We start from the raw sequence: 376 nt of genomic DNA on the forward strand, positions 1-376 counted from the left end.
CTCTGCACGTCGGTGCCGGAGCCGTCGGGGTATGCGTCGACGTGGGAGCGTCGCCGCCAGCGTAACGTCACGGCGAAATTCGTCGCTGATTCTCGCAGTGGCGTCACGCTGGCGGGGCTACCCGCATCGCGTGATCCTTTGCCAGACACTGTCGTCGTAATATTCACGTGCACGTGGCCGCGGCATATGCCACAGTCGGATTCTGTGACTGTGACCCTGTGTAGCCCGACCGAGGACGACTGGCCGGGGATGTTCCTACTGGCCGCGGCCAGTTTCACCGATTTCATCGGCCCTGAATCAGCGACCGCCTGGCGGACCGTGGTGCCCACCGACGGAGCGGTGGTGGTCCGCGATGGTGCCGGCCCGGGTTCTGAGG

The 376-nt window shown here is 65.4% G+C and carries 1 pseudogene; it reads left to right on the forward strand.

Annotated features, from left to right (window positions below):
- Positions 1-204: 204 nt before the first annotated feature.
- Positions 205-376, forward strand: a pseudogene (locus tag BST17_RS28575) (enhanced intracellular survival protein Eis); the annotation flags it as partial.

This window comes from Mycolicibacterium bacteremicum (genome assembly GCF_002086115.1).
GTDB lineage: Bacteria > Actinomycetota > Actinomycetes > Mycobacteriales > Mycobacteriaceae > Mycobacterium > Mycobacterium bacteremicum.